This window comes from Microbispora sp. H13382, from assembly GCF_014161445.1.
In the GTDB taxonomy this organism is placed as follows: Bacteria; Actinomycetota; Actinomycetes; order Streptosporangiales; family Streptosporangiaceae; genus Microbispora.
This window is the reverse complement of record NZ_JABBXA010000020.1, coordinates 79,944-102,322: the sequence shown is the minus strand read 5'-3', so window position 1 is coordinate 102,322 and position 22,379 is coordinate 79,944. Positions and strand designations below refer to the sequence as shown.

At 71.5% G+C, this 22,379-nt stretch carries 28 protein-coding genes; 13 read left to right on the top strand and 15 right to left on the bottom strand.

Annotated elements, in window-relative coordinates; genetic code table 11:
- Positions 1 to 10: 10 nt before the first annotated feature.
- The gene (locus HHX41_RS31330; RefSeq protein ID WP_182908817.1) at positions 11 to 529 is read right to left on the bottom strand and encodes a VanZ family protein; all 519 of its coding nucleotides are present in this window, start codon (positions 527 to 529) and stop codon (positions 11 to 13) included.
- 37 nt (positions 530 to 566) lie between these two features.
- Complete coding sequence (gene dtd / locus HHX41_RS31325) at positions 567 to 992, bottom strand: D-aminoacyl-tRNA deacylase (RefSeq protein ID WP_182908816.1); 426 nt, start codon at positions 990 to 992, stop codon at positions 567 to 569.
- Between the two features lie 45 nt (positions 993 to 1,037).
- Between dtd and HHX41_RS31320 the strand changes: the two genes are divergently transcribed.
- Positions 1,038 to 1,979: an asparaginase gene (locus HHX41_RS31320; protein ID WP_182908815.1), complete on the top strand. Its 942-nt coding sequence runs from the start codon at positions 1,038 to 1,040 to the stop codon at positions 1,977 to 1,979.
- Between the two features lie 14 nt (positions 1,980 to 1,993).
- Here the strand turns inward: HHX41_RS31320 and HHX41_RS31315 are convergent, their stop codons facing one another.
- Positions 1,994 to 3,598, bottom strand: a complete 1,605-nt coding sequence (locus HHX41_RS31315) for a DUF2207 domain-containing protein (protein ID WP_259401447.1) — start codon at positions 3,596 to 3,598, stop codon at positions 1,994 to 1,996.
- A gap of 110 nt (positions 3,599 to 3,708) precedes the next feature.
- On the opposite strand from HHX41_RS31315, the gene HHX41_RS31310 reads away from it, so the two are divergent.
- Together HHX41_RS31310 and HHX41_RS31305 are read left to right on the top strand one after the other, a co-directional pair.
- The gene (locus tag HHX41_RS31310) at positions 3,709 to 4,125 is read left to right on the top strand and encodes a VOC family protein (protein ID WP_182908814.1); all 417 of its coding nucleotides are present in this window, start codon (positions 3,709 to 3,711) and stop codon (positions 4,123 to 4,125) included.
- A 51-nt stretch (positions 4,126 to 4,176) separates the two neighbouring features.
- Positions 4,177 to 5,148, top strand: coding sequence for a magnesium transporter CorA family protein (locus HHX41_RS31305; RefSeq protein WP_182908813.1), 972 nt, complete (start codon positions 4,177 to 4,179; stop codon positions 5,146 to 5,148).
- Between the two features lie 7 nt (positions 5,149 to 5,155).
- Here the strand turns inward: HHX41_RS31305 and HHX41_RS31300 are convergent, their stop codons facing one another.
- From HHX41_RS31300 to HHX41_RS31280, 5 genes are all read right to left on the bottom strand, one after another.
- Positions 5,156 to 5,515 (bottom strand): DUF2516 family protein, encoded by a 360-nt coding sequence (locus HHX41_RS31300; RefSeq protein WP_310742274.1) that lies wholly within the window; start codon positions 5,513 to 5,515, stop codon positions 5,156 to 5,158.
- 168 nt (positions 5,516 to 5,683) lie between these two features.
- The gene (locus tag HHX41_RS31295) at positions 5,684 to 6,052 is read right to left on the bottom strand and encodes a hypothetical protein (protein ID WP_169987318.1); all 369 of its coding nucleotides are present in this window, start codon (positions 6,050 to 6,052) and stop codon (positions 5,684 to 5,686) included.
- A gap of 3 nt (positions 6,053 to 6,055) precedes the next feature.
- Complete coding sequence (locus HHX41_RS31290) at positions 6,056 to 6,490, bottom strand: helix-turn-helix domain-containing protein (protein WP_169987316.1); 435 nt, start codon at positions 6,488 to 6,490, stop codon at positions 6,056 to 6,058.
- Positions 6,491 to 6,558: 68 nt separating this feature from the next.
- Positions 6,559 to 7,473, bottom strand: coding sequence for a M56 family metallopeptidase (locus HHX41_RS31285; RefSeq protein ID WP_169987314.1), 915 nt, complete (start codon positions 7,471 to 7,473; stop codon positions 6,559 to 6,561).
- A complete protein-coding gene (locus HHX41_RS31280; RefSeq protein WP_169987312.1) occupies positions 7,470 to 7,826 on the bottom strand; it encodes a BlaI/MecI/CopY family transcriptional regulator in 357 nt (118 codons plus the stop codon). The genes HHX41_RS31285 and HHX41_RS31280 overlap by 4 nt, the downstream gene beginning before the upstream one ends.
- Before the next feature lie 51 nt (positions 7,827 to 7,877).
- Between HHX41_RS31280 and HHX41_RS31275 the strand changes: the two genes are divergently transcribed.
- On the top strand, positions 7,878 to 8,396 hold the full coding sequence (locus HHX41_RS31275; RefSeq protein WP_169987310.1) for an O-acetyl-ADP-ribose deacetylase: 519 nt from the start codon (positions 7,878 to 7,880) through the stop codon (positions 8,394 to 8,396).
- A gap of 17 nt (positions 8,397 to 8,413) precedes the next feature.
- On the opposite strand, the gene HHX41_RS31270 is transcribed toward HHX41_RS31275, so the two are convergent.
- From HHX41_RS31270 to HHX41_RS31260, 3 genes are read right to left on the bottom strand one after another with little or no spacing between them, the layout of a single operon-like run.
- Positions 8,414 to 8,938, bottom strand: coding sequence for a GNAT family N-acetyltransferase (locus HHX41_RS31270; protein WP_169987308.1), 525 nt, complete (start codon positions 8,936 to 8,938; stop codon positions 8,414 to 8,416).
- Between the two features lie 27 nt (positions 8,939 to 8,965).
- Complete coding sequence (locus tag HHX41_RS31265) at positions 8,966 to 9,775, bottom strand: class I SAM-dependent methyltransferase (protein WP_182908812.1); 810 nt, start codon at positions 9,773 to 9,775, stop codon at positions 8,966 to 8,968.
- Positions 9,772 to 10,521, bottom strand: a complete 750-nt coding sequence (locus tag HHX41_RS31260; protein ID WP_310742279.1) for an SDR family NAD(P)-dependent oxidoreductase — start codon at positions 10,519 to 10,521, stop codon at positions 9,772 to 9,774. Before HHX41_RS31260 ends, HHX41_RS31265 begins: the two co-directional genes overlap by 4 nt.
- Before the next feature lie 126 nt (positions 10,522 to 10,647).
- Between HHX41_RS31260 and mshA the strand changes: the two genes are divergently transcribed.
- The 3 genes from mshA (at position 10,648) to HHX41_RS31245 (ending at position 13,292) form a co-directional block, all read left to right on the top strand.
- Positions 10,648 to 11,961, top strand: a complete 1,314-nt coding sequence (gene mshA / locus HHX41_RS31255) for a D-inositol-3-phosphate glycosyltransferase (RefSeq protein WP_169987304.1) — start codon at positions 10,648 to 10,650, stop codon at positions 11,959 to 11,961.
- A 62-nt stretch (positions 11,962 to 12,023) separates the two neighbouring features.
- Positions 12,024 to 12,509, top strand: a complete 486-nt coding sequence (locus HHX41_RS31250) for a YbjN domain-containing protein (protein WP_169987302.1) — start codon at positions 12,024 to 12,026, stop codon at positions 12,507 to 12,509.
- Between the two features lie 39 nt (positions 12,510 to 12,548).
- The gene (locus HHX41_RS31245; protein WP_169987300.1) at positions 12,549 to 13,292 is read left to right on the top strand and encodes a phosphoglyceromutase; all 744 of its coding nucleotides are present in this window, start codon (positions 12,549 to 12,551) and stop codon (positions 13,290 to 13,292) included.
- Between the two features lie 53 nt (positions 13,293 to 13,345).
- Here the strand turns inward: HHX41_RS31245 and HHX41_RS31240 are convergent, their stop codons facing one another.
- Positions 13,346 to 13,531 carry a hypothetical protein gene (locus HHX41_RS31240; RefSeq protein ID WP_182908811.1) on the bottom strand — a complete coding sequence of 62 codons (186 nt, stop codon included), beginning with the start codon at positions 13,529 to 13,531 and terminating at the stop codon, positions 13,346 to 13,348.
- Positions 13,532 to 13,869: 338 nt separating this feature from the next.
- On the bottom strand, positions 13,870 to 14,529 hold the full coding sequence (gene phoU, locus HHX41_RS31235) for a phosphate signaling complex protein PhoU (protein WP_182908810.1): 660 nt from the start codon (positions 14,527 to 14,529) through the stop codon (positions 13,870 to 13,872).
- Between the two features lie 103 nt (positions 14,530 to 14,632).
- Here phoU and HHX41_RS31230 point away from each other — a divergent pair, with 103 nt between their 5' ends.
- Complete coding sequence (locus HHX41_RS31230; protein ID WP_396706236.1) at positions 14,633 to 15,823, top strand: sensor histidine kinase; 1,191 nt, start codon at positions 14,633 to 14,635, stop codon at positions 15,821 to 15,823.
- Complete coding sequence (locus tag HHX41_RS31225) at positions 15,820 to 16,509, top strand: response regulator transcription factor (protein ID WP_169987294.1); 690 nt, start codon at positions 15,820 to 15,822, stop codon at positions 16,507 to 16,509. Before HHX41_RS31230 ends, HHX41_RS31225 begins: the two co-directional genes overlap by 4 nt.
- A gap of 79 nt (positions 16,510 to 16,588) precedes the next feature.
- Here HHX41_RS31225 and HHX41_RS31220 read toward each other — a convergent pair whose 3' ends face one another.
- Complete coding sequence (locus HHX41_RS31220) at positions 16,589 to 17,251, bottom strand: copper chaperone PCu(A)C (protein WP_182908809.1); 663 nt, start codon at positions 17,249 to 17,251, stop codon at positions 16,589 to 16,591.
- 257 nt (positions 17,252 to 17,508) lie between these two features.
- Between HHX41_RS31220 and HHX41_RS31215 the strand changes: the two genes are divergently transcribed.
- The 3 genes from HHX41_RS31215 (at position 17,509) to HHX41_RS31205 (ending at position 18,929) form a co-directional block, all read left to right on the top strand.
- Positions 17,509 to 17,991 (top strand): CarD family transcriptional regulator, encoded by a 483-nt coding sequence (locus tag HHX41_RS31215; protein ID WP_030510364.1) that lies wholly within the window; start codon positions 17,509 to 17,511, stop codon positions 17,989 to 17,991.
- Positions 17,992 to 18,008: 17 nt separating this feature from the next.
- A complete protein-coding gene (ispF, locus tag HHX41_RS31210) occupies positions 18,009 to 18,467 on the top strand; it encodes a 2-C-methyl-D-erythritol 2,4-cyclodiphosphate synthase (RefSeq protein WP_169987292.1) in 459 nt (152 codons plus the stop codon).
- 192 nt (positions 18,468 to 18,659) lie between these two features.
- Entirely contained in the window at positions 18,660 to 18,929 is a 270-nt protein-coding gene (locus tag HHX41_RS31205; RefSeq protein WP_169987290.1) for a GlsB/YeaQ/YmgE family stress response membrane protein, read from the top strand.
- Positions 18,930 to 19,066: 137 nt separating this feature from the next.
- Here HHX41_RS31205 and HHX41_RS31200 read toward each other — a convergent pair whose 3' ends face one another.
- Positions 19,067 to 20,545 carry a DUF2637 domain-containing protein gene (locus tag HHX41_RS31200; RefSeq protein WP_182908808.1) on the bottom strand — a complete coding sequence of 493 codons (1,479 nt, stop codon included), beginning with the start codon at positions 20,543 to 20,545 and terminating at the stop codon, positions 19,067 to 19,069.
- 423 nt (positions 20,546 to 20,968) lie between these two features.
- Here HHX41_RS31200 and cysS point away from each other — a divergent pair, with 423 nt between their 5' ends.
- Positions 20,969 to 22,363, top strand: coding sequence for a cysteine--tRNA ligase (cysS, locus tag HHX41_RS31195; protein WP_169987288.1), 1,395 nt, complete (start codon positions 20,969 to 20,971; stop codon positions 22,361 to 22,363).
- Positions 22,364 to 22,379 lie beyond the last annotated feature (16 nt).

Below are 22,379 nucleotides of genomic sequence, written 5' to 3'. Positions count from 1 at the left end.
GGGACACGACCTAACGGCGGGCCCACCACCGCCGGGTGCAGAGCGCGGCGAGCACGGCGCCCGCCGCGTTCAGGATCACGTCGTCCACGGAGCTCACCCGGCCGAGCCGCAGGCCGAACTGCAGGAGTTCGACGGCGAGCGACGCGGTGGCCGCGACGGCGGCCACCGCCGCGAGCGAGGCGAAGCGCGCGGAGCGGACCGGAAGCATGGCGCCGAGCGCGGAGAAGACCAGGAGGTTGCCGCCGATCTGCACTACGGCCGCTCCCGGTGTCGACACCGCGAGCTGGCCCGCCAGGTCCACCAGGGGGACGACGTGCACCCCCTCCTCGGTCCCCGGTGTGAGGATCATCCAGATCCAGGGGGCGGTTCCGGCCACCATGACCACGTCCGCGGCGGCCGTACGGCGGGGGGCGGGATGGCCCCGGCGGACGCGGTGACGGGTGAGGAGCAGGACCGCGAGAACGGCCGCGGGAACGGCGCAGACGGCCGCGATGACGACGTGTCCCCACGTGCCCCACGCCTGTTGCATCCGATCATGATGCCAGGCCGGGGCGCGGGCGTGGCGGTCAGACGTCCACGACGAGGGTGATCGGGCCGTCGTTGGTGAGGGTGACCTTCATGTCGGCGCCGAAGACGCCCGTCTCCACCCGCGCGCCGAGCGCCCGCAGCTCGGCCACCACGGCCTCGACCAGGGGCTCGGCCACCGGGCCGGGCGAGGCGGCCTGCCAGGTGGGCCTGCGGCCCCTGCGGGCGTCGCCGTACAACGTGAACTGGCTGATCACCAGCAGCGGCGCGTCGATGTCGGAGCAGGACTTCTCACCGTGCAGGATCCGCAGCCCCCACAGCTTCGCGGCGAGCCTGGCCGCCTCGGCCCGGCCGTCGGTGTGGGTGACGCCCACGAGCACGAGCAGGCCGGGCTCGTCGATGGCGCCGACGATCTGACCCTCCACCACAACGGACGCGGAGCTGACCCGCTGAACGACCGCACGCATGGCCCCGAATTCTGCCACGTCCGGGGGCTTCGTAGACTGCGGGCCATGGCGGAGATGCTCGTCGAGGTGGTCCGGTCGGGGTTCGTCGAGTCGGTGCACCGGGCACGCGTACACGTGATCGGGGCGGACGGCGCCCCGGCCCTGGTGTGCGGCGACACGTCGAGCCTCGCGTCGCCGCGCTCGGCCATGAAGCCCCTGCAGACGCTCGCGATGGTCCGGGCCGGCCTGCCGCTCGAGAACGAACTGCTCGCGCTCGCCGCCGCGAGCCACAGCGGCGAGCCCTTCCACATCGACGGCGTACGGAAGATCCTGGCGGGCGCGGGTCTGGACGAGACGTTCCTGCGCTGCCCCGAGGACCTGCCCCTCGACGAGCAGGCGCGCCGCCAGGTGCTGCGGGAGCACGGCGACGCCCGCCGGATCCTCATGAACTGCTCGGGCAAGCACGCGGCGATGCTCGCCACCTGCGTGGTCAACGGCTGGCCGGTCGACGGCTACCGCCATCCCGGCCACCCGCTGCAGCGAGCCATCCGCGCCACGGTCGAGGAGTTCACCGGGGAGCGGGTCGCGGCGACCGGCGTGGACGGCTGCGGCGCGCCGTTGTTCTTCGTCTCGATGGCGGGGGTGGCGCGCGCCTTCCGCGGTCTCACGCTCGCCCCGGCCGGCACCCCGGAGCGACGCGTCGCCGACGCGATGCGCGCGCATCCCGAGTGGACGAGCGGCACGACCCGGGCGGAGAACCTGCTGATGCGGGCCGTTCCCGGGCTGCTGGTGAAGTCGGGCGCGGAGGCGTTCGACGCCTTCGCCGACGCCGAGGGCCGGGCCGGCGCCGTGAAGATCGTGGACGGCGGCGGCCGGGCCCGCGTGCCGGTCACCGTCGCCGCGCTGCGCGCCGCCGGCATCGACGCCCCTGAGCTGGCCGGCCTCGCGACCGCCCCGCTGTTCGGCGGCGGGGTCCCGGTCGGCGAGGTGAGGGTCCGTCCCGCCTGACGGCTGCCGGGGATTCACAGGGAACGGAACTGGCGGGAGGTCGAGATCGCCCCGGAGGTGGTCATGACGAACGTCCGCATCGAGTCGGCGAACCTGGACAGATCCCACTCGGCCGGGCCCTGGTACCAGTACAGGTGGTCGGTCTGCCGTCCGTCGCCGTTGAACGAGCTGACCACCCGCGCCCACCGGTCCACGCTGTCGAAGATCACCGCGTACGGCAGGTAGCGGGAGAACAGTTCCACGCGCTGGCCGGCGGGGACGTCGTCGACGTTCGCCCCGGTGAGGTACTCCCGGAACCCGAGTGTGTGCGCCAGGGCCGCGGCGCCCTTCGCGGTCTTGGCCGGCATGTACTGGGCGCCGAAGGCCAGCGCGGCCCCCGCGATGATCAGGGCGAGTCCCAGCAGGCCGTACGTCGTGAACCAGGCGAGAAGGACGGTGGCGGCCACTCCGAGCGCGACGACGGCCAGGCCGAGGGTCGTCCAGCGGGACCGGGTGGAGTCGGGCCGCCGCGCGAACCAGCCCTGCGCCACGACGTCCTGGTACAACGCGTCGCGCACCGTCGCCAGGCGGGCGGCGAACGACCCGTGCAGTTCGGACAGCAGCACCCGGTCGCGGCCGTCGAAGATCGCGTCGTAGAGGGCGCGCTCGTAGGGCAGCAGGTCGCCGATCCGGGCGCCGGGCAGCTTGACCAGGCACCAGTCCGGGGTGTCGTAGGTCTGCCGCGGCTGCTCGTCGATCCGCAGGTAGTTGCGCACGGCGAGGTCGACGATCGTCGCGGTCACGTCGACCACGTCGGCCTGTTCGTCGAACAGCGTGCCGATCTGCCCCGGGCGCACGCCGTCCGGCGGGCTGAAGTGCCCGTTGCGGTGGCCGCTGACCGGGGCGGACTCGCTGCCGACCACGCGGGCGTCGCGGCCCCGTGTCCAGTACAGCAGCCCCACGCCGCCCAGCAGCAGCACCAGCAGCGCCGCCAGGGAGCCGCCGGTCACCGCGTTCAGCGTGAACGCGGTGGACAGTTCGAACCTGCGCTCCAGGATCGGCCGGGCCCCCGTCGCACCCTGGGGGTAGCCGACGACGACCGTCAGCGTCTGGCCCTCCCCGAGGCCCTGCTGCTCGAAGGTGGAGGTGGCGCCGGTCTCCTCCACCGAGGCGCCGGTGCAGGCGATGGCCGCGCTGAGCTCACCGGCGAAGCACGACAGGTTCTGCACCCGGCCGGGTCCGGTCACGGTGACGACGGCGTCCTGCACGGGCCCGGACACCGCGAACCAGCGCAGTTCCTCGCCCGACGCCGTGGGCGTCACGGCGCCGGTCACGTCGTACTCCACCGTGCCCTTGAAGGTCAGGGTCTTCCCGTCGTACGAGCCGCCCTTGACGTTCGAGATGCGGTAGACGCGGTCGTGGCCGTCGTCGTAGCGGGTCCGGGTGGGCGGCGTGCGCCGCACCGTCTCGCCGGCGGGGGTGATCGTCTCCTTCACGTGGAGCACGCCGTTCTCGCGGAGCTCCATCGTCACCTCGTCCTTCGCCAGAGGCGCGGAAGCCGCAGTGACGGCGTGCGCGGGGGAGGCGGCGAGGACGGCGAGCAGTGCCGCCAGCCCGAGCCGGCGCGCGAGATCCACCATGAGCCGCAACCCTATCGGTCCCGTTACTCCAACAGTGATCGGATATGCGCCACCGGACCGGTCAGGAATCGAGAAGCGCGGCGGACACCGCCGTCCGTAGCGTTGTGGGTATGGAACTCACACTTCACTACTGCTACATCACGGTCGACGACGGCGACGCCGCGCTCGCTTTCTACCGGGACGTGCTCGGCCTCGAACTGCGCAACGACGTCGGCTACGAGGGCGCCCGCTGGCTGACCATGGGCCCGTCGTCGCAGCCGGACGTCAACATCGTCCTGGAGACCGTCAACGCCGACCCGACCGCCTCCCCGGAGGACCGCGCGGCGCTGAGCGACCTGCTCGCGAAGGGCAGGCTGCGCGCCGTCGTCTTCGCCACCCCGGACTGCGACGCGACCTTCGAGAAGATCCGCGAGTCCGGCGCCGAGGTCCTGCAGGAGCCGATCGACCAGCCGTACGGCGTCCGCGACTGCGCCTTCCGCGACCCGGCGGGCAACATGATCCGCTTCCAGCAGCACGGCAAGGGCTGACGCGACGGCGCCCCTTCGGGGGCGCTCGCCGGATCGGTAGGGTAGCCGTCCATGGGACACACCCGGCTCTACCGGAACGGGAATCTGGAAGCCGAGGGCTTTCCGGTCGCCGACGTCTCCGAGCACGTCAAGGACCCGTCGGCCGTGGTGTGGTTCGACATGTGCGCCCCCACCGAGGAGGAGCTGCAGGCCATCAGCGAGGAGCTGGGGCTGCACGCCCTGGCGGTGGAGGACGCGCTGCAGCGCCGGCAACGGCCCAAGCTCGACGTCTACGACAGCCACATGTTCCTGAGCGTCTACGCGGCGGCTTTCGACGCCGGGTCGGGCCGGGTGCGGGTCGCGCCCGCGGCCGCCTTCGTCACGAAAAACGCGCTGGTCACCGTACGCCAGACGGACGACTTCTCCGTCGAGCAGGTGATCCGGCGCTGGGACGAGGGGACGGACCTGGCCCGGCACGGTGTCGCGTTCCTGCTGCACGGCCTGCTCGACTACGTGGTGGACAGCCACTTCGAGACCGTCGAGGCCATGGACGAGCAGGTGGAGGACCTGGAGGAGACGGTGTTCGGCGACCGGCCGGTCGGCCCGGAGGACCAGCGGCGCACGTTCGAGTTACGCAAGAGCCTGGTCACGCTGCGGCGCATCGTGATGCCCATGCGGGAAGCCGTGAACTCCCTTGTGCGGCGCAACGGCCTGATCGGCGACGGCGAGATGGCGCCGTACTTCCAGGACGTGTACGACCAGGTGCTGCGGGCCACGGAGTGGACGGAGTCGCTGCGCGACCTGGTCAGCAACATCCGCGAGACGCATCTGACCATGCAGAGCAACCGGATGAACCTCATCATGAAGCGGGTGACGAGCTGGGCGGCGATCATCGCGGTGCCCACGCTGATCACCGGCTTCTACGGCCAGAACATCCCGTTTCCCGGATTCGGGCATTCGTGGGGCTTCTGGGCGTCCGCCGCGCTGATCGTCGTCGCCTCGGCCACGCTCTACCGGGTGTTCCGGGCCCGCGACTGGCTCTGAGCGCGGGTCACCAGGGACCGTACGGCCCCTGGTTGCCACCGCCGCGGTAGCCGTTGACCGCGGGCTTCACGTCGGCGAGGTAGATGCCCGCCGCGATGACGGCGGCGATCGTGAAGATGTTGGGCAGCCCCATCCCCATGCCCATGTAGTTGATCGCGCCCGCGAAGGTGAACAGCGTCGCGAGGCCGAGGATGATCAGCCAGAGCGGCTTGGTCTGCTTGCCGGCCGCGGGGAAGGCGCGCGAGGGGATCCGCAGGGCGTGCACCAGCGCCCAGCCGGACAAAACGAAGGCCCCGACGGAAAGCAGCCAGAAGATGATGTCGAGGATGCCGTACAGCCCGAACAATGGACTCTCCCACACGGTCACGGTCGCTGACGCCCCCAGACTAATGGGCGGCGCCGACACGTGGCGCGGGCGCCGGAGGCCGGTCTCCGGGAACATCCCGCCCGCACGGAGAACAGGCGGTGACGGCGGCGGCCCGCCTCCCCGTGTGGGAAGGCGGGCCGCCGAGGTGTCACTCGCGCGGGGCGCGGATCAGCTCTGGGCCGCGGTGGTGGTGCGGGTGCGGCCGGTCGAGGTCCGCTTGGCGGTGGTCTCGGCGGCGATCGCCGGTTCGGCGGTCTCCGAGACCTCCGTCAGCTCCAGCGCGGCCTCGCCGCTCACGCGGCTGACGACCTTGCGGCCACGCGTGGCCAGGTCGTCGTACAGCCGGGTGAAGCGGGCGGCGGCGGCGTCGGCGTACCCCTTGGCCTTCTCCGGGAGGTCCTTGGCGACGGACTCGGCCCTGTCCTGCACGGTGCTGGCGTAGGCGCGGGCCTTCTCCACGGCGTAGTCCCCGGCGCCGGTGAGCGCGTAGAACGGCTTGGACTCCGTGATCTTCTTGGCCTGGGTCGTGATGGTCATGGGTTATCCTTCCCTCGAATCCGGTGCAATGCCGTCGCGCGGGAGAACCGGGCCGTCCCCGAGATGCTCAGCCGATTGCGGCGGCTGGGCGGTGTCGGCCCGGTTCTCCTTGCGGAACGATTCGTAGATATCGATCAACACCTGACGTTGCCGCCCGGTGAGTGTGACGTCGGCCCGGATCGCGGTCAGCACGTCACTGTGCGGCTCGCGGTCCTCGATGAGGCCGGCCTGGACGTAGAGCGCCTGGGCGGAGATCTGCAGACCCTTCGCGATCTGGTTCAGGATCTCCGCGCTCGGCTTGCGCAGGCCCCGCTCCACCTGGCTCAGGTAAGGGTTGGACACACCGGCCTGCGCGGCGAGCTGACGAAGCGAGATTTTCGCCTGCTGCCGTTGCTGGCGGATGTACTCACCGAGCGAGGTGACCTTGGGCAGTTCCATACCCCCAGTCTGCCTCGCACTGCTTGCAATTGCAAACTGACCGGATAACGCCAGCTAGCACCCAAGGTTCAGCCAGGAAGCAGCCAAAGTAGCGGGGCGCTGGTGGCGAGCATCACCGATCCGGCCAGGATCAGGAAGCGGTGGGTGATCGGGAGCGCCACCTCGGGCCGTACGAGCCGGTCGACCCGGGCCATCACGCTCGACGGCGCGGACGCGCCGAGCGCGCCCTGCGGCGTGGGCAGCGCGGCCGAGGTGCCGAAGCGCAGCAGCGCGGTGGCCAGCCTGCGCGGGCAGCACCGCTGCCGGGCGCGGTCGTCGGCGGCCATCTCGACCAGCAGCTCGACCGACTCCTGCGCGTCGCTGACCAGCTTCGACCAGGGCAGCGCGCGGCGTAGCGCGGCGAACGGCAGCAGCACCAGGTCGTGGCGCTCGCGCACGTGGGCGGCCTCGTGCGCCAGCACGGCCTCCAGCTCCGCGGACGACAGCAGGTGCAGCGTGCCGTCGCTGATGACGACCTGCGATTTCAGTCCGGGCAGGCAGTAGGCGGCGGCGCCGGGGAAGTCGACCACCCGCACCCCGGGCACGGCCGGCTCGTCCCGGGCGACAAGCGCGAGCAGCAGCCGGTGGCGGCGGCGGGCCCGCAGCGTCTGCGCCCCGGCCGCGAGGGGCAGGGCGATCAGTACGGCGAGCAGCGACAGGCCGGCGACCAGCGCGGCCAGCCGGAGGTAGTCGTGCGGCGTCCGCACGCCGAACTCCACGCTCAGCAGGAACTCACCGAGCCCGTGGACGACGCCCTTGCGATAGGGGTCGAGCGCGAAGGCGAGCAGCGCGCCGGTGGAGGCGAGCCCCCAGGTCAGCCCCAGCGACTGCCACAACAGGATCGCCGTGCGCGGGGCGCGCCAGGTCCAGCGCGCGAAAGTCAGCCGCCACGCCGCGACCGCGCAGATCATGGCGAGTGCCGCTAAGACCGCCGCCGCGATCACTCTTCCTCCAGCTCCGTGAGGGCTTTCAGCAGGATCTCGGCCTCCGATCCGGAGACGGCGCGGGCGAAGCGGGTCAGCGCCGCGTCACGGTCGCCGGTCATGTCCAGGGCTTCGAGCATCAGCTCGGCGACGTACGCGTCGCGGCTCGCGGCGGGCTGGTAGCGCCACGCGCGGCCGTCGCGGGTCCGGGTGAGGAAACCCTTGCGGGACAGCCGGTCGAGCACGGTCATCACGGTCGTCGGCGCGAGGTCGCGGTCCTCTATGAGGCGTCCCACCTCGCGGGCCGTCAGCGGGGCGTTCTCCGCCCAGAGGATGTCCATGATGCTGCGTTCGAGCTCTCCCAGTCCCTTCACGTCTTTAAGCCTACTCGGGGTAGTACTACGTCCTGTAGAGAGGTGAGAGGCATGAGAATCGTTCTGGTCGAGGGAGACATCACCGAGCAGCGGGTCGACGCGATCGTCAACGCCGCCAACTCGTCCCTGATGGGCGGCGGAGGGGTGGACGGCGCCATCCACCGGCGCGGCGGCCCCGAGATCCTGGAGGAGTGCCGGGCGCTGCGCGCGTCCCGGTACGGCAGAGGGCTGCCCACCGGTCGGGCCGTCGCCACCACCGCGGGCCGCCTGCCCGCGCGGTGGGTGATCCACACGGTCGGGCCCGTTCACTCGCGGAGCGAGGACCGATCCCATCTGCTCGCCTCCTGCTATCGGGAGTCGCTCGTCGTCGCCGACGCGCTGGGCGCCGGCACGGTAGCGTTCCCCGCGATCTCCACGGGGATCTACCGGTGGCCGGTCGAGGACGCCGCCCGCATCGCGATCACCGCGGTACGGCAGGCAGCCCCCGCCGTGGTGGAAGAGGTGCGCTTCGTGCTGTTCAGTACCGCAGCCTATGCGGTGTTCGAAACGGCCCTGCAGGACATCGGATAAGCATTCGGCCAAAACTTTCACAGCCACTTGAGCATGTAGATCTCGTCGCGGTCGTCACCGGGGGCCACCCGGATCGAGCGGGGCACCCGGCCGACCTCCCGGTAGCCCACGCTCGCGTAGAAGCGGTCGACCCCGGTGCCGCCGCGGCAGGTGAGCTGCAACGCCTCCAGGCCGAGCGACCTGGCGGCGTCGTCGGCGGCGAGCAGCAGCGCCCTGCCGTAGCCCCTGCCCTGGTGCTTGGGGTGGACCATGACCCGCAGCAGCCAGCGCCAGTGCGCCCGCAGGCCCGAGCCGTTGTCGCCCAGGATGAGCCAGGCGCCCACGCCGTCGTCGTCGAAGCCGGCGAGGAGGCTGTCGGGAGCCGCCGGCCCGCCGGCGGAGCGGGTGCGGGCGAACGCCTTCTCCGCGGTCGGCCTGATGTCGTCCGGCGTCACGGGAGGCACGAAGCCCACCGCGCCGTCGGCGTTGGTCACCTCCGCCCAGCAGCTCAGGAGCTCCTCGAAGAGCTCGGGGGTCATCTCCGGGTCGAGGACGAAGCGCATGGCCGGACGTTATCAACCGCCCCGTCGTCAACCGCGGGGGGAGACGCTGCTCCAGGGCAGGGTGAGTTCGCCGAGCCGCCAGCGCCCGGGACCGCCGGTCGGCGGCGTCGCCTCCACCGGCCAGTCCCGCGCCAGCAGCTCGGCCGTCCTCGTCCAGCGCTGCCGGGTGCCGTACGCGCCGAAGGAGGCGCAGGTCGCCCAGGCGCGGTCCCAGTCCGTCAGGAACGCATGGATCCGCTCGCCGGGCACATTCCGGTGGATCAGCGTCTTGGGCAGGCGTTCGGCCAGGACGGAGGGGCGGTCGAAGCCGGTGAACCGGGCCGCGAAGGTGAGCGTGCGCGGCCCCCGCGCACCGAGCGCCACCCAGGTCGCCCGGTGGCCGACCTCCGAGCAGGTGCCCTCGACGAGCACGCCCAAGGGGTGCAGACCGGCCCGCAGCCGGTCCCAGTGCTGCCACGCCTCGGCCTCGCCGTACTGCCGCAGCACGTTGAAGGCGCGCACGATCATCGGCGGGCGGGGCACCGGCAGCTCGAAGCCGCCCCTGACGAACGTCAGCCCCTCCCGCTCGTACGGCTTGGCCGCCTCGACCCGCTCGGGGGCGATCTCCACGCCCACCACCTCGACGGTGGGGCAGACCCGGCGCAGCCGCGTGAACAGCTCGGTCGTCGTGGTGTGGGACGCGCCGTAGCCGAGGTCCACCACCAGCGGCGCCGTCCCCGCGCGGGCCGAGCGCAGCAGCGGGCCGTACACGGCGGCGATCCAGCGGTCACAGCGGCGCAGCCGGTTGTGCCCGGTGGTGCCGCGCGTGACCGTCCCGACGGGCCGGACCGGTCTCATGTCCCCGACGCGACCCTGTGCACCTTGTGCTGGGCCGCCTGCGCGCGCGGCCGGACGACCAGTCTGTCGATGTTCACGTGCGACGGGCGGGTCACCGCGAAGGCGATCACGTCGGCGACGTCGTCCGCGCTCAGGGGATCGGGGACGCCCTCGTAGACCTTGGCGGCACGCTCGGCGTCGCCCCGGAAGCGGGTCAGGGCGAACTCCTCGGTCCTCACCATGCCCGGCGCGATCTCGACGACCCGCACCGGGTCGCCGCACAGCTCCAGGCGGAGGGTCTCGGTCATCGAGGTCTGCGCGTGCTTGGCCGCGCAGTAGCCGCCGCCCCCCTCGTACGACACCAGCCCGGCCGTCGAGGTGAGCATCACCAGCACGCCGTCCCCCGACTCGATGAGCTTCGGCAGCAGGGCCCTGGTCATGCGCAGGGCGCCGAGCACGTTCACCTCGTACATCCGCTGCCAGTCGTCCACACGGCCGCCGGCCACGGGTTCGAGGCCGAACGCGCCGCCCGCGTTGTTCACCAGGACGTCGCAGCGCTCCAGCGAGGCGGCCAGCGCGTCGACCGACGCCTGGTCGGTCACGTCCAGCGTCACCGGGCGCACGCCGGGCACATCGGACGCCAGCTTGTCGAGCCGGTCCCGCCGCCGCGCCGCCGCCACGACCCGGTATCCCTCCGCGGCGAGCCGGCGGGCCGTCGCCTCGCCGATGCCGCTGCTGGCCCCGGTCACCACCGCGGTCCTGACCACGGGCTCGGCCGCCGCGGGATTGGTCATCGTCACGCTTCCGTCCTTCCACGCTGCTCCGATGGGCAGCCGACATCCTCTCAGGACCCCCGGTGCTCACCGATGTCGGGGAATCCAGTGATGATTTTGATGGTTATAAGCCTTTCGGAGGTGGTTCGGGTGTCGGTGTTACGGCGTCGGGTCAACCGCGTCGCGACCATCAGCGTGCACACGTCCCCGTTGGACCAGCCGGGTACCGGGGACGCGGGCGGCATGAACGTCTACATCCTCGAGGTCGCCAAACGTCTCGCGGCGCTGGGCATCGAGGTGGAGATCTTCACCCGGCGGACCGCGCGTGACCTGCCTCCGGTCGCCGAGCTGAGCCCGGGGGTGCTCGTGCGCCACGTGACGGCCGGGCCGTACGAGGAGCTCGACCGCGCCGACCTTCCGGGGCAGCTGTGCGGCTTCCTGTCCGGCGTGCTGCGCACCGAGGCGATGTACGACCCCGGCCGGTACGACGTGATCCACTCGCATTACTGGCTGTCGGGCCAGGTGGGCTGGCTGGCCAAGGAACGCTGGGGCGTGCCGCTCGTGCACACCATGCACACCATGGCCAAGGTGAAGAACCTCCTGCTCGCCGAGGGCGACAAGCCCGAGCCGGCGATGCGCGTGCTCGGCGAGGAGCAGGTCGTGGAGGTCGCCGACCGCCTGGTCGCCAACACCGCCGCCGAGGCAGAGGAGCTGATCAGCCTCTACGGGGCGCCGCGCGAACGGGTGGCGGTCGTCAACCCCGGCGTGAACCTCGCCGTCTTCCAGCCGGCGTCCAAGGGCGCCGCCCGCCAGCGCCTCGGGCTGCCGCAGGACGCTCACGTGCTGCTGTTCGTGGGCCGCATCCAGCCGCTCAAGGCCCCTGACGTGCTGCTCAAGGCCGCCGCCCGGATGCTCGTGGAGGATCCCTCGCTGCGGTCGCGGCTCGTGGTGGCCTGCGTGGGCGGGCCCAGCGGCAACGGCCTCGCGCGTCCCTCCCTGCTCAGCGACCTCGCCGCCGAGCTGGGCATCGCCGACGTCGTACGGCTCGCGCCGCCCGCGCCGCAGCGGGAGCTGGCCGACTGGTACCGGGCCGCCGACGTGACCGTGGTGCCGTCGTACAACGAGTCGTTCGGCCTGGTCGCACTGGAGTCGCAGGCGTGCGGCACGCCGGTCGTCGCGGCCGCGGTCGGCGGCTTGCGCACGGCCGTCAAGGCGGGCGTGTCCGGCGTCCTGGTGGAGGGACACGACCCGCACGACTGGGCCCGCGAGCTCGCCCTGCTCGCCGGGCGGCCCGACCGGCTCGCCGGGCTCGCCGAGGGCGCTGTGGGGCACGCCACGGCCTTCGGCTGGTCGGCGACCGCCGCCCGGCTGGCCGAGGTGTACGCCGGCGCCATGGCCCAGCTCCACCGGACCCCCATCGCGGTCAACTCGTAGGAGTGCCGGGGCTCCCCGCGCAGCAGGGCATGGCTTTTCGAACACGACTTAGGGTGGTCCGTATGAGACCGGATCTGGAAGCCGTCATCGCGTCGGCGCTGGAGTCCGCCGAGCTGTCCTATGAGCGGCCGAAGCCGGGCGCGTTCCTGGTCAGGCTGCCGGGCCAGCACAAGCTCGCCACCCTGACCTGGCTCGTCGTCGGCGACCAGGCGCTCAACATCGAGGCGTTCTTCTGCCGGCAGCCCGACGAGAACCACGCCGAGTTCTACCGCTGGCTGCTGCACAAGAACGGCTCGACGTACGGCGTCCACTTCGCCGTCGACGCCACGGGCGACGTGCACCTGGTGGGCCGGCTGCCGCTGGACGCGGTCACCGAGGAGGAGATCGACCGGGTCCTCGGCTGCGTGCTCACCTATTCGGACGAGTCGTTCGACCGCGCCCTCGAACTGGGCTTCGCGACGTCCATCAGGCGCGAGTGGGAGTGGCGGGTCAAGCGCGGCGAGTCGCTGGCCAACCTCCGGGCCTTCGCGCGGGTGGTCGAGTCCTGACCAACGGGACGTCTGCCGTACGCCGATAGGATTGGCGCCATGGCGACTTTGGTGCTGCTGCGGCACGGCGAGAGCGAATGGAATGTCAAAGGCCTGTTCACCGGCTGGGTGGACGTCACACTCTCGCCGACCGGCGAGGAGGAGGCGCGGCGTGGCGGGCAGCTGCTCCTGGAGACCGGGATCCGGCCCGACGTGGTGCACACCTCGGTGCTCACCCGGGCCATCAGGACCGCGAACATCGCGCTTGAGGCGGCCGACCTCCTGTGGCTCCCGGTCAAGCGCTCCTGGCGGCTGAACGAGCGCCACTACGGCGCGCTCCAGGGCAAGGACAAGGCGCAGACCCGCGCCGAGTTCGGCGACGAGCAGTTCATGCTGTGGCGCCGTTCGTACGACGTGCCGCCGCCGCCGATCGCCGACGACGACGAGTACTCCCAGGTCGGCGACGGCCGCTACTCCCTGCTGCCCTCGGAGCTGTTGCCGCGCACCGAGTGCCTCAAGGACGTCGTCGTGCGGATGCTGCCGTACTGGTACGACGAGATCGTCCCGGACCTGGCGGCGGGCCGCACGGTGCTGGTGGTGGCGCACGGCAACTCGCTGCGCGCGCTGGTCAAGCACCTGGAGGGCATCAGCGACGCGGACATCGCGGGCCTGAACATCCCCACCGGCATCCCGCTGCGCTACGAGCTGGACGCCGACTTCCGCCCGGTGGGCAAGGGCGAGTACCTCGACCCCGAGGCCGCCAAGGCCGCCATCGAGGCCGTCGCCAACCAGGGCAAGAAGTAACCCTCAGGTCTGTCACGAAGGCCGCGTCCCATGCGAGGGGCCGCGGCCTTCGGTCATTCGTAGACGACCGGCTTCTTCGCCGTGCCGGGGAACACCATGACGAGGAGTTCGACGGCGCCGTCCGGGGGATCGGGCATCCGGGTCGCCAGCGTGCGGCCGCGCACGTGGACCCTGATGCGGTACGAGCCCGGGCCGCGCGTGGTCAGCCCCTTCAGCGTCGGTCCCTCGCGGCCCAGCACCAGTGACCCGGACGCCCGGCGCTGCCGTACGGGTCTGATCTTCGGGCGCGCTCACCTTCCCCGGCGGGGCCGGCGCCGCCGGGAGCAGGACGACCGCGGTCACCGCCAGGACGGCCGCCAGCACGCGGACGACCGGGCCGCGGCGTACGAAAACGCGCCGGGGAACGCGTACGGCGAGCAGGACGAGGAACGGCGGAAGGCAGCCGTAGAGCCCGAGCCCGATCTGCCAGGACAGCAGCTCGGGCGGCCCCCCACGCGTCCAGGCACGCGGGGCCGAGCAACGCGAAAGCCCCGGCCCCCCGAGGACCGGGGCTTGCGCGCCCCCGTACGCCGCCGCGTCAGCCGGCGGGGGCGTCCGCGTCGCGCGTACCCGTGACGAGGTACACGACGTCGCGCGCGACGCGTACGGCGTGGTCGGCGTACCGCTCGTAGTACCGGCCCGCCAGCGTGATGTCGATGGCGGCCTCGATGCCGTGCTCCCAGTCCTTGGAGAGCAGGACGCGGAACAGCCGGCGGTGACGGCGGTCCATCGCGTCGTCGTCCTCCTCCAGCTCCTTGGCGAGGTCGACGTCGCGGGAGGCGATGCAGCTGCCCGCCTTGGTGATCAGGTTCTCGGCGATGGCGCCCATCTCGACGAAGGTGTCACGCAGCTCGGCGGGGATGGCGGACTCGGGGTGACGCATCCGGGCGAGCTTGGCGATGTGCTCGGCCAGGTCGCCCATGCGCTCGAGGTCGGCGGCCATCCGCAGCGCGGTGATGACGGTACGCAGGTCGACCGCCACCGGCTGCTGCGTGGCCATCAGCTCGAAGATCGAGGCCTCGAGCTCCTGGTGCAGCCGGTCGACCTCGGCGTCCTGGGAGATGACGCTCTCCGCCAGCTGCAGGTCGGCGTCGAGCAGGGCGGTCGTCCCCCTCGACATGGCCGACCGCACCAGGCGGGTCATCTCCACCAGGCGGTCGGTCAAGGCTGCAAGATCTTCGTGATAAGCGTCGCGCATGGCCGCCACGCTACGCGCGGGCCGATGAACGAATTCCGACCGCCGGATGAACTTTTCCGGAAACAGGGAGTCCGGCCAGGTCGGGCAGGTGGACCAACCCGAAATGCCGCCTAGGCTGCTGAATGTGAACGAGTTGCTGGCGAGCTTGGCGGCGATGGGCGGATTCGTCGCCGGCTCTTTCGTCATGCTCGCGATCCGGCGGCAGGGGGACAAGCCCCGCATCCCGGAGCCGGTCGACGACGGCCTGCCTCCGGGAGTGGCGTCGGTGCTCGCCGTGCTGCCCTCCTCGGCGGTCGTGCTCGACCGTGAGGACCGGGTGCTGCGCGCCAGTTCGGCCGCCCGCGCCTTCGGCCTCGTACGCGGGGAGTCCCTCATGGCCGCCGAGCTGCTCGCGCTGGCCAGGAAGGTCCGCAGGGACGGCGAGATCCGCGAGAGCGAGATTGAGACGGCGGGCCGCAAGTTCGGGCAGGAGTCCACGTCGTTCGCGGTGCGGGTGGCCCCGCTGGGCTCCCACGGGCAGGTGCTCGTGCTCGCCGAGGACCAGACCGAGCGGCAACGCGTCGAGGCGGTGCGCAGGGACTTCGTCGCGAACGTCAGCCACGAGCTCAAGACGCCGGTCGGCGCGCTGAGCCTGCTCGCCGAGACCATCCAGGACGCGGCCGACGACCCCGAGGCCGTGAAGCGGTTCGCCGGCCGGATGCAGCACGAGGCGGCCCGCCTGACCTACCTGGTGCAGGACCTGATCACGCTGTCGCGGATCCAGGGCGGCGAGCCCATCCCGGCGCCCGAGCAGGTGCCCGTGGACGAGGCCGTCCACGAGGCCATCGACCGGTGCAACACGAAGGCGTCGGCGAAGGACATCACGCTCGTCGCGGGAGGCACGGAGGGCCTGAAGGTCTGGGGCGACGATGAGCTTCTCGTCACCGCGCTGCGCAACCTCATCGACAACGCCGTCGCCTACAGCCCCGAGCACACCCGCGTCGTCATCAGCGCCAGGCCGGCCGGGAACGCCGTCGAGGTGAGCGTGAGCGACCAGGGCATCGGCATCCCGGAGACCGCGCAGGAGCGCATCTTCGAGCGGTTCTTCCGGGTCGACGCCGCCCGGTCGCGGGCCACCGGCGGCACCGGCCTCGGCCTCGCGATAGTCAAGCACGTGGCGGTCGCGCACGGCGGCGAGGTCACGGTGTGGAGCAAGGAAGGCTCCGGCTCGACCTTCACTCTTCGCCTTCCCGCGTTCGGCGGTCAGGCGGTCCCCGTACCAAGCACGACCATCCCCCAGGAGGCCGCTAAGTGACTCGGGTACTCGTCGTCGAGGACGAAGAGTCGTTCTCGGACGCCTTGTCGTACATGCTCAGGAAAGAGGGGTACGAGGTCGCGGTGGCGACCACCGGTCCCGAGGCCCTGGACGCGTTCGACCGCAACGGCGCCGACCTCGTCCTGCTCGACCTGATGCTCCCGGGCCTGCCCGGAACGGAGGTGTGCCGCTCGCTGCGGCAGCGTTCCAAGGTGCCCGTGATCATGCTGACCGCGAAGGACAGCGAGATCGACAAGGTCGTCGGCCTGGAGCTGGGCGCGGACGACTACGTGACCAAGCCGTTCTCGTCCCGCGAGCTGGTGGCGCGCATCCGCGCCGTGCTGCGCAGGCAGGGCGACGTGGAAGAGGTGGAGTCGGCCGTCCTGACCGGGGGACCGGTCCGCATGGACGTCGACCGGCACATCGTGGCCGTGCGCGGCCTGCAGGTGCAGCTCCCGCTGAAGGAGTTCGAGCTGCTCGAGGTGCTGCTGCGCAACGCCGGGCGGGTGCTGACCCGCGGTCAGCTCATCGACCGGGTCTGGGGCGCCGACTACGTGGGCGACACCAAGACGCTCGACGTGCACGTGAAGCGGCTGCGGGCCAAGGTCGAGGCCGACCCGTCCAACCCCCGCTGCATCCTCACCGTGCGCGGCCTGGGCTACAAGTTCGACCCCGCCGACGACTGAGTCCCGTACGGGCCCTCTTCGCGCTCAGGAGCCCCTGTCCGGCCGGACAGGGGCTCCCGCACGTCTACGCGGTCGCTAGCTACTCGGCGCCCGCGGCGGGCGACTCGGAGGCGGCCGCTCCGGTGGCCTCCGGGATCGCGGTGTCGGACGGCGCCGGGCTGCCCGTGGCGAGGGGCGAGGCGGTGGGCGCGGTCGTGGGGGCGCCCGTCGGCGCGGGCGGCAGCGTCGCGAACTCGCGGCTGCGGGCGACGACCGGCACGTCGAGCGCGACGTCTCCGGCGTTCTTGAACTGGAGCGTGAGCTTGATGCTCTCCCCGCCGCGCAGCGCCGTCTTCAGGCCCTCGACCGTGACCCCGGGGGTCTTGGCGAGCGTGCCCGGCTGGAGGTCGATGGGGCTCTGCACCTTGACCGAGGTCGCCTTCTGCTCCTCGGGGACGATGCTGGTGAGCTGGTCGGCGGTCCCCGTGCTGTTCAGGAGAGTCAGGTAGAGCGGCGCCGAGTTCCCGGCGGCGAGCTGCTGGCCGGAGTCCGGCCCCAGGATGAACGCCTGCGGGATCATGACGCCGTTCTTGCCGTAGGCCTTGCCGGGGCCGTCGCCGTCGAAGAGGACGCCCGCCTCGTTCGGGGCGTACGGCGCGCCGGTGTTGGCGTCGAAACCGGCGCCACACGCGGCCAGTGCAGGGATGGCGGCGGCGAGGAGCGCGGCAATGGCGATCGCCCTGCGACGGCTGCTACTGGTCACGGTTCGAGGTCTCCTTGGTACGCACGTGTATGGGCAGCAATCACCTTATCCGCGCCGGTCACCGGTCCGGCGTCGGCTCCCGGTCCATGGGCCGCAGCAGTGCAGGTCACCTGGTATGTCCTATATGTCGATTCACAGAGTGGATGGCTTGTCAAGCCCCAAAACGAGGCTTTGACCTGCAGTTATGTTTCTTTCACTGTTCCGGGAGGCGGTAACCGCGTGGTACCCTGGAGTACAGCGGAAGGGGTACTCGTCACATGACTTTCCAGGTCGGCGACACTGTCGTCTACCCCCACCATGGGGCTGCTCGGATCGAGGCCATCACGACCCGAACCATCAAGGGTGAGGAAAAGACCTACCTGGTGCTGAAGGTCGACAAGGGCGACCTGACCGTACAGGTACCAGCGGAAAATGCCGAGCTCGTCGGTGTGCGCGACGTCGTCGGCCAAGAAGGACTCGAGCGGGTGTTCGACGTGCTGCGCATGCCGCACACGGAGGAGCCCACGAACTGGTCCCGCCGCTACAAGGCCAACCTTGAGAAGCTGGCGTCGGGGGACGTCAACAAGGTGGCCGAGGTGGTGCGCGACCTGTGGCGGCGCGACAAGGAGCGCGGCCTGTCCGCCGGTGAGAAGCGCATGCTCGCCAAGGCCCGCCAGATCCTCGTCAGCGAGCTCGCGCTCGCGGAGAAGACCAACGAGGACAAGGCGGAGGCCCTGCTCGACGAGGTGCTGAACTCCTGAACATCACATCGCCAAGGGTGGGCATCGGGGTCGATGTCCACCCTTTCGCGTCCGGTAGGGAGCTCCACCTCGCCGGACTGTTCTGGCCGGGCGAGACCGGGCTGGCCGGCCATTCCGACGGTGACGCGGCGGCGCACGCCTGCTGTGACGCGCTGCTGTCGGCCGCCGGCCTCGGAGACGTGGGTGCGCTCTTCGGCACCTCCGACCCGCGCTGGGCGGGCGCCGCGGGCGTGACTCTCCTGGAGGAGGCGGCCCGCCAGGTGCGGGCGGCCGGATTCGAAATCGGCAACCTGGCCGTCCAGATCATCGGGAACCGCCCGAAGGTCGCGCCTCGCCGTGCGGAGGCGGAGAAGGCCCTCGGGGCCGCCGCAGGGGCGCCGGTGAGCGTCAGCGCGACCACGACCGACGGCCTCGGGCTCACGGGGCGCGGCGAGGGCGTGGCGGCCATCGCGACCGCCCTGATACTCCCGGCGTGAATGTCCCGTTCCAAGCGGACATGCCAACCTGAATGAGACCAGGAGCGTCTCACTAACACGTGGGCGGCGGCTCGGACCAAGGCGCGGAATCGAGCCGCCGCCCTCTTTTTTCTTTCATGGGACGCATATTTCCCTTCCATGGGGTATCCCACAGTCCGAGGATGAAAGGGTCACCCTCATCGGGAGGTCGATATGACAATCGAGTCCATTCTCGGCGCCATCGTCATCGGTGCGGTCATCGGCGCTCTGGGCCGCCTGTTCCTGCCGGGCCGCCAGCCGATCGGCTGGCTGCTCACGATCGTCGTCGGTATCGTCGCGGCGCTGATCGGTACGGCGATCGCCCAGGTCCTGGGCGTGGCCACGACGGATGGCATCGACTGGATCGAACTGGTCATGCAGGTCGTACTGGCCGTCGTCGGTGTCGGCATCGTCGCCGGTCTCCGTCGAGGGACGCGGGTGTAACGCACTCGCTCGGTAGGGCGGCCCCCGCCCTCACCCCGTAGCGCGCACAGGCCCGTCCGGCTCCCCAGCCGGGCGGGCCTGTGCGCTGTGCGGCTCGTCGCACGGCGGGCGCGCGTGGCGTGTTGCGTGGCCCGTTGTCAGGCGGGCGGGCGTGGCGTGCTGCGCATCCGGCCGGAGGGAGGTGCGATCGGAACGCCGCCCTCACCGGCTTCTTCCGCGGCGTCCTGCTCGCCGCGCTCCGCGGCCTGCGGCGCGCGTCTCCCGCTCACCTCGTCCGGGTCGGCGCTGTCCCGAGCATGGGCGGGATCGGGCACGTCCCTGATCTGGCGGAGCGGCTGGGTGTCGACACCCGACTCGTCCTCGGGCCGATCCGCCTCGATGCCGGCGGAGTCGTCTTCCGGTTTCGGCCGGGGGTGCACGAGGACGTCGCCGGTGTGCGGCCGTACGAGGTCGCCCCAGCGCACCGGGCGGTTCCGGCGGGGCTCCCGCGCCGGGCGGTCATCCGTTTCGGCATCCGTTTCGGCATCTGGCGTGGGCGCGGCGGGCGTCTCGGCAGGCTCCGTGTCGCGAGCGTGCTCGTCCGTCGCCGTCTCGTCTGCCACCGTCTCGTCTGCCACTGGCTCGGTCGCCGGCTCGGCGTCCGCTCGCGGGGCGGGTCGCGGGGCCTGCTCGGTCACGGGCGGGGTGCCGGGCGCCGCAGTCGGAGGTACGACCGGCAGGGCCTCGGCCTCGTCCGGCACCTGGTCCGTCGTTCCCGGTTCGGCCGCGGCGGCGGTCTCCTCGATCGCCTCGTGCGGCAGTCGTACGCCGTCCTCGTCGGGGGCGGGGGCCGCGGCCTCGTCCTCGGGCTGCGGAGGGGTGGCGGGCAACGGCGGGGCGTACTCGGGAGGCGCGACGGTCTCGGACACCGGGCTGACCGGCAGCGGGGGGACATAGTCGGGGGGCGCCACGGCCTCGGGGACCGGCTGCAGGGGTGGCGCCCCGTACTCCTCGGTGACGGCGTGCTCCTGCGTCACGGCGTGCGCGGGGGCGGGCCGCTCCTGCACGGCCACCGGATAGGGGGCGGTGGCGGCGGCCCGGGGCTCCCGCTCGCCGTCGAAGGGCACCAGGTCGTCGTCGGTGTCGCCGTCCAGGTCGGCCCGGTTGGTGCGCACGTGCTTCAGCAGGAGCAGCAGCAGCCACAACCCGACGGCGAGCATCACCCAGGGCAGTAGCGCGACGACGAGAGCGGTGACGTCGGGATCGAAGGCGACGCCGACGGCGTTCGCGGCGTTCGCGGCGGCGGCTGACACCAGGAGCAGGATCAGGACGAAGCCCGCCTGCAGCCGGACCAGGAACCGCGCGGCCCGCAGTAACGGCACGCCGACCAGGGCGACGACCAGCAGGACGTCGAACGCCGCGGGATACAGGTAGGCGAGCCGGGGCTCGGCCCGCCCGGAGACGGCCAGAGCCCGCAGGTCGTCGAAGGACAGCGCGCAGGCCACCCCGGCGAGCACCGCGAGGGCGGCACCCGCGAGGCCGATGGCCAGACGCCGCAGCACCAGCGGGATTCCGGAGGGGGTGGTTCGAGACGGGCGGGAGGCCGTGCCTGCCGCGCCGGGGGGAGTCACGTCCATGGCGTTTCGAGCCTACAGAATCGGAGTGACGATTGATCGCACCTGCGTGATCACCCGTTTCGTGTCGGAGGCGGGGGGTAACGGCGGAATCCTCCGGCGCGGCACCGCCGGGCGTGCGGGGACCTCGCGGGATCGTGGGCGTGGGTCTCGCCGGAAGCGACGCGGCATCTGCGGGACGCTCCCGCCGCGTCCTTCCGCCGGGCGCCTCGGGTCGCGGCGTGCGGTCCCGTTACGGTGCGTGTCCGGCAGGCGCGAAGCTGGACGCTCGACGGTCACGCCGACTGCCGTACGGGATCGTTACGGATTTTGTTTCGGGTTATATCGGGACTTATGTGCCAGAAGTTTCCATGATCGGCCACACCATGCCGTTCACAGGCGCCCAAGTAGCCCTGTGCCATGCCGTCAGGCGTTAGCCTTGCCTTCGTGAGCCTGCACCTCTACGACACCAGCACGCGTACGGTCCGTGAATTCGTACCGGTCGAGCCCGGCCGGGTCTCGATGTATCTGTGTGGTGCGACCGTTCAGGCTCCGCCGCACATCGGGCACATCAGGTCCGGAGTCAACTTCGACGTTCTCCGCCGGTGGCTGACGCGGCAGGGCTACGACGTGACCTTCTGCCGCAACGTCACGGATCTCGACGACAAGATCATCTGGGTCGCCGCCCAGGAGGGCGTGCCCTGGTTCGTCGTGTCCGAGCGCAACCAGCGCGCCTTCACCTGGGCGTACGACCAGCTCGGCTGCCTGCCGCCGACCGTCGAGCCCCGGGCCATGGGCCACGTGCCCGAGATGGTCGAGCTGATGCGACGGCTGATCGACAAGGGGCACGCGTACGCGTCTGGCGGCGACGTCTACTTCGACGTGGTCTCCTACGCCGACCGGTACGGCAAGCTCTCCAACCAGAAGCTGGAGAACATGCGGGCGGCCGCGGACACCGAGACCGACTCGCGCAAGCGCGACCCGCGCGACTTCGCGCTGTGGAAGGGCGCCAAGCCCGGTGAGCCCACGTGGCCGACGCCGTGGGGCAAGGGCCGTCCCGGCTGGCACCTGGAGTGCTCGGCCATGGCGACCAAGTACCTCGGCGGCACGTTCGACATCCACGGCGGCGGGGTCGACCTGATCTTCCCGCACCACGAGAACGAGATCGCCCAGTCGCAGGCGGCGGGCGACGGCTTCGCGCGCTACTGGCTGCACAACGGCATGCTCAAGCTCGGCGGCGAGAAGATGAGCAAGTCGCTCGGCAACTCGCTGCTGATTCCCGACATGCTCCGCAAGGTGCGCGCGGTCGAGCTCCGCTACTACCTGGTCGCGGCACACTACCGCTCGGCGATCGACTACTCCGACGAGGCGCTCCAGGAGGCGGCGGCCGGATACCGCCGGATCGAGGGCTTCGTCACGCGGGCCGCCGAGGTGATCCACGACGTGGACGCCGCCGCGCCGCTGCCCCAGGCGTTCGTGGACGCGATGGACGACGACCTGAACGTCTCGCAGGCGCTCGCCGTGATCCACGAGGTCGTCCGCGAGGGCAACGTCGCGCTGGCGCAGGGCAACAAGGAGCAGGTCGCCCGGCTGCTCGCCGAGACGCAGAACATGCTCGACGTGCTCGGCCTCGACCCCAGGTCGGAGCAGTGGCGGTCGACCGGCGACTCGGGGCTGCGTGAGGTCGTGGACGCGCTCGTGGCCGTGGCGCTGGAGCAGCGGCAGGCCGCGCGTGCCCGCAAGGACTACGCGGCGGCCGACGCGATCCGCGACCAGCTCGCGGCGGCCGGGATCGTGGTCGAGGACACCCCGCAGGGTCCGCGATGGGAGCTGGCACAGTAGGCGTGGCCCTACGCTA

What these genes read in the sequence shown, in the direction of transcription:
- HHX41_RS31330 (WP_182908817.1), bottom strand. Translation starts at nt 529, where the DNA reads ATGCAACAGGCGTGGGGCACGTGGGGACACGTCGTCATCGCGGCCGTC.
- dtd (WP_182908816.1), bottom strand. Translation starts at nt 992, where the DNA reads ATGCGTGCGGTCGTTCAGCGGGTCAGCTCCGCGTCCGTTGTGGTGGAG.
- HHX41_RS31320 (WP_182908815.1), top strand. Translation starts at nt 1,038, where the DNA reads ATGGCGGAGATGCTCGTCGAGGTGGTCCGGTCGGGGTTCGTCGAGTCG.
- HHX41_RS31315 (WP_259401447.1), bottom strand. Translation starts at nt 3,598, where the DNA reads ATGGTGGATCTCGCGCGCCGGCTCGGGCTGGCGGCACTGCTCGCCGTC.
- HHX41_RS31310 (WP_182908814.1), top strand. Translation starts at nt 3,709, where the DNA reads ATGGAACTCACACTTCACTACTGCTACATCACGGTCGACGACGGCGAC.
- HHX41_RS31305 (WP_182908813.1), top strand. Translation starts at nt 4,177, where the DNA reads ATGGGACACACCCGGCTCTACCGGAACGGGAATCTGGAAGCCGAGGGC.
- HHX41_RS31295 (WP_169987318.1), bottom strand. Translation starts at nt 6,052, where the DNA reads ATGACCATCACGACCCAGGCCAAGAAGATCACGGAGTCCAAGCCGTTC.
- HHX41_RS31290 (WP_169987316.1), bottom strand. Translation starts at nt 6,490, where the DNA reads ATGGAACTGCCCAAGGTCACCTCGCTCGGTGAGTACATCCGCCAGCAA.
- HHX41_RS31275 (WP_169987310.1), top strand. Translation starts at nt 7,878, where the DNA reads ATGAGAATCGTTCTGGTCGAGGGAGACATCACCGAGCAGCGGGTCGAC.
- HHX41_RS31270 (WP_169987308.1), bottom strand. Translation starts at nt 8,938, where the DNA reads ATGCGCTTCGTCCTCGACCCGGAGATGACCCCCGAGCTCTTCGAGGAG.
- HHX41_RS31265 (WP_182908812.1), bottom strand. Translation starts at nt 9,775, where the DNA reads ATGAGACCGGTCCGGCCCGTCGGGACGGTCACGCGCGGCACCACCGGG.
- mshA (WP_169987304.1), top strand. Translation starts at nt 10,648, where the DNA reads ATGGTTATAAGCCTTTCGGAGGTGGTTCGGGTGTCGGTGTTACGGCGT.
- HHX41_RS31250 (WP_169987302.1), top strand. Translation starts at nt 12,024, where the DNA reads ATGAGACCGGATCTGGAAGCCGTCATCGCGTCGGCGCTGGAGTCCGCC.
- HHX41_RS31245 (WP_169987300.1), top strand. Translation starts at nt 12,549, where the DNA reads ATGGCGACTTTGGTGCTGCTGCGGCACGGCGAGAGCGAATGGAATGTC.
- phoU (WP_182908810.1), bottom strand. Translation starts at nt 14,529, where the DNA reads ATGCGCGACGCTTATCACGAAGATCTTGCAGCCTTGACCGACCGCCTG.
- HHX41_RS31230 (WP_396706236.1), top strand. Translation starts at nt 14,633, where the DNA reads ATGCCGCCTAGGCTGCTGAATGTGAACGAGTTGCTGGCGAGCTTGGCG.
- HHX41_RS31215 (WP_030510364.1), top strand. Translation starts at nt 17,509, where the DNA reads ATGACTTTCCAGGTCGGCGACACTGTCGTCTACCCCCACCATGGGGCT.
- HHX41_RS31205 (WP_169987290.1), top strand. Translation starts at nt 18,660, where the DNA reads ATGACAATCGAGTCCATTCTCGGCGCCATCGTCATCGGTGCGGTCATC.
- HHX41_RS31200 (WP_182908808.1), bottom strand. Translation starts at nt 20,545, where the DNA reads ATGGACGTGACTCCCCCCGGCGCGGCAGGCACGGCCTCCCGCCCGTCT.